Origin of the sequence: Rhodocista pekingensis (assembly GCF_042665545.1) — a bacterium.
In the GTDB taxonomy this organism is placed as follows: domain Bacteria; phylum Pseudomonadota; class Alphaproteobacteria; order Azospirillales; family Azospirillaceae; genus Rhodocista; species Rhodocista pekingensis.
The window spans coordinates 328,455-334,698 of sequence record NZ_JBHTCM010000028.1 but is presented as its reverse complement, the minus strand read 5'-3'; the positions used below and the strand labels follow the sequence as shown (position 1 = coordinate 334,698).

The 6,244-nt window shown below is 67.2% G+C and carries 2 protein-coding genes; one reads left to right on the top strand and one right to left on the bottom strand.

The window, feature by feature from the left end; genetic code table 11:
* Nucleotides 1-340 precede the first annotated feature (340 nt).
* A complete protein-coding gene (locus tag ACFQPS_RS19910; RefSeq protein ID WP_377361071.1) occupies nt 341-5,341 on the top strand; it encodes an AAA domain-containing protein in 5,001 nt (1,666 codons plus the stop codon).
* Nucleotides 5,342-5,419: 78 nt separating this feature from the next.
* Here the strand turns inward: ACFQPS_RS19910 and ACFQPS_RS19905 are convergent, their stop codons facing one another.
* A complete protein-coding gene (locus ACFQPS_RS19905; RefSeq protein WP_377361069.1) occupies nt 5,420-6,199 on the bottom strand; it encodes a SapC family protein in 780 nt (259 codons plus the stop codon).
* Between the last annotated feature and the right edge of the window lie 45 nt (nt 6,200-6,244).

Below are 6,244 nucleotides of genomic sequence, written 5' to 3'. Positions count from 1 at the left end.
GTCAGGCTCATAACCTGAAGGCCGCAGGTTCAAATCCTGCCCCCGCAACCAATAACATCAAAGGCTTAGACCCTCCCGGAGCTAAGCCTTTTTTGCTGCCTGGAAGCACCGCGGAAGCAGGCGGAGCAAAAAGGCCCGCTCCGCAGCCCGGCCCCGTTATCGTGCCGGCCCCAGGCAGGGGCGGCGCGGTTGTGCCCGGCCCGGCTGTAGGGTGCAGGTCATGCATCGCGCACCGGCTGCGGCCATTGCACTCCGGGACACTCCCAAGCCCTTTCTTTCCAAGCGACCCCGGCCGGCGGTAGAACATCTGTCTGGTGGCTGTAGACCGGAGCGTCCTGGGATGTCGGAGTTCGCCGATAAGCAGAAAGGCCTGCAGAACGTCCTCCGGTACACGCAGGGCCTCCTCTCACTCAACGAAAGGGTCATCCTCGACATCGCGCGCGAGCCCTATCCGAGCTTCCTGGAGGCGCAGATCCGCGACCTCCCCGGGGTGGAGGTCAATGTCGATGGCGAGACATGGATCCGGGTCCAGCGCCTGCGGGAGACGCCGCCGCCGCTGCCCGATCCGCTCTTTTCCGGCTGGGCGGCGTTCGGTGCCCGCCCGTCTCCCGACAGCCCGCCGAAACTTGAGGCCGAGCGGATGCTGGCTCTCGCCCCTGAGGAGATCTCCGATCTCTTCGAGGCGAAGCTGCTGACCGATCCGGCCGACGTGATGCGGCCGCTCCCGTCCGACAGCGAGCCGCAGGACCGCCTGGACGTGCTGCTCCGGACCGCCGCGATGCCGGAGTTCCGGGCTCTGTGGCAGGCCTACCTGGATGGGCCCTGGGCGGCGTGGGCGGCCAGGGAGCGCCCTGTCCGCCGCTCGATCGACTTCTACAACAGACTGTACCAGACCTGTCAGCGCGTCCTGTCGCTCGGCGACGACAACCCGATCGACCTTGTCTTCGGTGTCGGCATGGCGCGCTGGCGCCGGCCCGATGCCCGCGTCAATGTTCCCCTGATCGAGCAACTGGTCGAGCTGGACCTGCATGATGACGGGGCCATCCTGGTCCGGCCGCGGAGCACGCCGCCCCTGATCAACCTGCGTCCGTTCCACGAGCTGGAGATCGATGGGGCGAAGACGTTGCAGCGGGATCTGGCGGCCGAACTGGAACGGGGGCTGGAGGACCCGGATCTCGGCTTCTCTCCGTTCGAGCCCCGGACCTTCGAGGCGCTGCTGCGTGCCTGCGCCGCCCGCCTGTCCAGCACCGGCGCCTACTGGCCCGACCTGCGCAAGGACGCGTCCGACCGATCCGTGCCGGAGATCACGGATGCGCTGACGATCACGGACACCTGGGCGCTCTATGTCCGCCAGCGGAGCGAGGACTTCCGCCGGGAGGATCTGGAGCGCCTGATCCGCTGCATCGAGACGGCCGAGGATGAGGCCGGCCTGCCCCGGCCCGCGCTGCGCCTTGTCGAACCGCCGAGCGACAGACGGCCCTATGAGGACGGAGCGTCGATCGACCTGAGCAGCACGGACCTCGTGCTGCCCGAGGCCAGCATCGGCTGGAAGGGCGGAACGGGCCCGGGAACCGGAGCGGCCGACGGCGATGGCCGGACGGCGTCCGGGGCGGGCCGGCGGACCTACTTCTTTCCCCTGTCCTACAACGATGACCAGATCGCCATCATGGAGCGCCTGGAAAGCGGCGATGCCGACGGCGTTCTGGTCCAGGGGCCTCCCGGGACAGGCAAGACGCACACGATCGCCAACATCATCTGCCACTACCTCGCCACCAACCGGCGCGTTCTGGTCACGGCGAAGACCCCGGAAGCCCTGACCGCCTTGCAGGAGAAGCTGCCGCCGGAGATCCGCTGTCTGGCCATCGCCGTCATCCACAACGACCGGGAGGGCGGCCGGCAGTTGGAGCAGGCCGTCACCGTCCTCGCGGGCGAGGCGAAAAGTGTCAATGTGCGGCAGGTCGAACGGGAGATCGGCGAGAAGCAGGCCCGCCTTGCCACCCTGAAGCAGCGTATCCAGGAGATCGATGACGAGCTTCAAGCCCATGCCGAGCGGAATCTCGCCCGTGTGGCGTGCGGTGATCGCCCGCTCCTGCCCATGGAGCTGGCCCGGACGGTCGCGGAACAGCGGCCGCGGCATGCCTGGTTTCCCGACCCCCTGACCCTGGATGCGCGGTTCGACCCCCGCTTCACGGACGGGGACATCGCCGAGGCCGAGGAGCTGCGGCGCACCCTCGGGGCGGATCTGATCTATGGCGTCTCCGACCTTCCCGATCCCGCCACGCTGCCCGACATGGCCCGCGTTCTGGCGGCTCACGGGGAACTACAGCGCCTCACCGAGATTGACGGCCGCGCCGAGAGGGGGGATGTCCCCTATGTCTCGGTCGATGCCGTGGGCCTGGACCAGGCGCGGGAGATCAGGGTCTGGCTCCGCGACGTCTCCGGTCTGATCGGGGAGCTGGTGGCCGAGGGATGGCTCCTTGACGCCTATCACGCCCTGGCCGGGGTGAAGCGGATGGACCCGGCCGTGGCCACGGCCATGCACCAGTCGTTCACGACCTGGGCCGCTCTCAACCGTCAGGGCCGCGAGTTCGCGCTGAAGGGGGTCCGGCACGGGGAGGTGCCCCTGGACGATCAGGCGTTCAACCGCGCCCTTGAGGATCTCGCCGCCGGCCGGCAGCCCTTCGGCCTGTTCGGCTTCCTCAAGGGAGGGCTGAAGGCCCGTATCGTCAAGGTCGAGATCGAGGGCCGCCCGCCGGCCTCGGCAGAGGACTGGGGCACGGTCGTCAGGTTCCGGGACTGGCAGCGCGATGCCATCGCCTTCCTCGACCGCTGGGCGTCGATCGCCCGGCTGGCCGGCGTGCCGGCTCTGCCCCGGACAGCGGAAGCCGGCCTTGACGAACTGATGCGCCTGGGACGCCTGCTGGAAGGGATGGTGGCGCTGCTGGAGGTGCTTCCGGCCCGCCTTCAGCTCCTGAGGCAGCTCTATCCCTACGGTGTCGATCTGGACGAGGCGCTCTACCATGGCCGCTGTGCGCCGGCCCTGGCGGCGCTGGAGGCGAGCCTTGAACGGGCCGAGCTGGCGGATGCGGAGGCCGTGCGCCGGCATCTGAGGGAGCTGGCCGGGGAGGGAAGCCTGCCCTGGCACTCGGCCGTGCGTCAGAGCCTTGAGGCCCTGGGCGATCCGGAGGTCGGCCAGGGCGCTCTGGCGCAGGCCTGGAAGCAGGTGCAGGAGGAGGCCCGCCGCCTGGACGGCCTGCGGCCCCTGATCGCCAGACTGGACACGATCATGGCGAGGGTCGCCGACTCCGGTGCGCCCCGCTGGGCGGAGCGCCTGCGGAACGACGCTCCGGGGGACAGCCCCTGGTCCGCGGTTCCCTGGCGGTCAACATGGGAGTGGGCCCGGGCGGACGGCTTCATCCGCTCGCTCGACGACAGGGGCCGCATCGGCCGGCTCACGCAGGAACGGGTCGAAGCGGAGGCCGAGCAGAAGCGGATCTTCACGGATGTCATCCGGCTGCGGACCTATCTCGGGCTGAAGCGCGGCCTGACGGAGCGGGTCGAGGCGGCGCTCGCCAAGTTCGCATCGGCGATCGCGAAGCTGGGCAAGGGGACCGGGCGGGGCGCGGACCGGCAGCGGAGGATCATCCGGGAAGCGACGCTGGACGCAGCGGCCGCGATTCCCTGCTGGATCCTGCCCGAGTGGCGGGTCTCCGAACAGCTTCCCGCTCAACTGGCCGCGTTCGATCTGGTGATCATCGACGAGGCGTCGCAGTCCGACATCACCGCCCTGCCGGCGCTGCTCCGCGGCAAGAAGGTCCTCATCGTCGGCGACGACAGGCAGGTTTCCCCGACCCTGATCGGTGTCGAGGACCGGAAGATCATCCAGCTCCGGACGACGTTCCTGGGCGGCCTCCCCTTCGCGAACCAGATGGACCCGGCGACATCGCTCTACGAACTCGGCGGGATGCTCTTTCCGGGCAAGGCGATCCTGCTGCGCGAGCATTTCCGCTGCGTTGAACCGATCATCCGGTTCTCCAGCCGCTTCTATCCGCATCCGCTCATCCCGTTGCGCCTGCCCACGGCCTCCGAGCGGCTCGACCCGCCGCTGATCGACATCCTTGTCCCGCACGGCCGGAAGCTGCGGGACGTCAACCCGGCCGAGGCGGAGGTGATCGTCGAGGAGATCCGCACCCTGACGGCCGATCCAGCCTATGCCCGCCGCTCCATCGGCGTCATCTCGCTGATCGGCGACAAGCAGGCGAAGCTGATCTACGACAGGCTGATCCGCGACCTCGGCGCCGAGATCATGGAACGGCACCGCATCATGTGCGGCAACGCCGCGAAGTACCAGGGGCAGGAGCGGGACATCATCTTCCTCTCGATGGTCGCCTGTCCGCGGACCGCGATCGCGCAGACGTCGCGCCTCTTCGAACAGCGGTTCAACGTGGCCCTGTCCCGGGCACGCGACCGCATGGTCCTGGTCCGCTCGGTGACATCGAGCCACCTGAAGCCTTCCGACCTCAAGCTGGCGGTCCTTGAGCATTTCCGCAATCCGATGGGGGGCGGCAACATCGCCGGTGCCGGCGACATTCTGGCCCTCTGCGAGTCGGACTTCGAACGGGATTTCGGGCGACGCCTGCTGGCGCTCGGTTACCGCATCCGGCCGCAGGTCCCCGTCGGCGGGCGGCGCATCGATTTCGTCATCGAAGGACGCAATGACCGGCGCCTCGCCATCGAACTCGACGGCGACAAGTATCACGGCCCCGACCGCTGGGCGGCGGATCTGCGGCGCCAGAAGTCTCTGGAACGGCTGGGCTGGCGGTTCTGGCGCTGTTGGGGGTCGAGCTGGATCACGGACCCCGACAGTTGCCTCGGCGATCTGCGGCGGGTGCTCGACGATCTGGGGATCGACCCGATCGGGGCGGCACCGGTCGACATGGTCTATACCCGGCACATCGACCTGTCCGCCCCGGCGGAGGAAACCGGCATCGCCGCGTCCGAAGGCATCGCCCCGGCAACGACCACGGTGGACCGGACGCCGGCCGATGCTGCGGCCCCCGGGGAGGTGGTTCCGCTGCCGGTCGGCGACGACGCCGTGGTTGAGATCGGGGATCTGGTGGTGGTCCGGTTCAACGACGAGCCGGGCCGCCCGCGGCGCTTCCGCATCAGCGCCAGCGAGAACCGCCCCGATGAGGGCATCGTGCAGTGGCGGGAGCCGATCGCCGCGGCGCTGATCGGGGGCTGCGTCGATGATGAGGTCGAGATCCTGGCGGGCGGACACACGAGAACCGCCGTGATCGAGCGCATCGAGAAGAACCGGGCGAAGATCGCGGCCGAATAGGTGGCGGCAGCCTTTCCAGGGTCGGACCGTCGGACGTCTCCTGCACCTCCGGAAGAACGGACCAGGGGCAGGCCCGCATCAGAAACGGAAGACAAGATCCTCGGATGGGACCCGACTGAGATCAGATGTGGGTTTGGTGGGGGGAGCTGGTTGCGGCGGCGCCACCGCCGGGGTCATTTTCGCCAACGCCTGCAATCTGTGCATCGAAATCAAATGGGCGTATGCAAGAGTCAGCCCCCCGTTGGCGCGCAACTTGAGGACGTTCTCATCGGAAAGGGAGAAAAATGCTGCTTTTTCGATCCTGAACAGGCCGCTGATTTCCCGGACGGAATCTCCTTGCTGGATCTTCAAGGGCCATGGCTGGATCAATCCAGCTTCCACGATCGCGGTTGTCGCCAGAAGAGTGGCGCCCCGGGCGGATTCCAGTTCCTTACAGAACTGAAGGGTCTTCACAAGAGTCGGTGCTGGCTGCAAGTCCTCTGTGAACAGAGGCTCCCCTTCCGTCTCCGACAACAACCCAGAACTTTCATCAATGCAAAGCGCCAGATTACGGTCACCCGGCGTATGCCCGATGACAAAAGGATAACGGCGAACGATCGCCGGGATATAATTCCCGATCCACCGACCGTTCGCGTCAACAAAAAGGTTTCGACCGTTTGCCAATCCCAGAAGGGCGCTTGGCTCAAGGGTGTCGTTGTTCTTCGTGAAACCGATGGGGTACTCTGCGGCCGCAACCATTGTTTCGGGAATGGTCAGGGGAACCGCGGTGAGTTTGTCCGCGAACGAATAGTCTGTAACTTGCTTCAGGCGTTTCCGCCCATGAACATCGGCAGAAACGGAAACAATATTCTCATACATTTGAATGCTTATCCCATCTTCCCGGTTCGCGTCCCGCCGGTTCAA

Excerpts from the sequence above, each read along its gene's own strand:
- ACFQPS_RS19910 (WP_377361071.1), top strand. The coding sequence starts at position 341 with ATGTCGGAGTTCGCCGATAAGCAGAAAGGCCTGCAGAACGTCCTCCGG.
- ACFQPS_RS19905 (WP_377361069.1), bottom strand. The coding sequence starts at position 6,199 with ATGTATGAGAATATTGTTTCCGTTTCTGCCGATGTTCATGGGCGGAAA.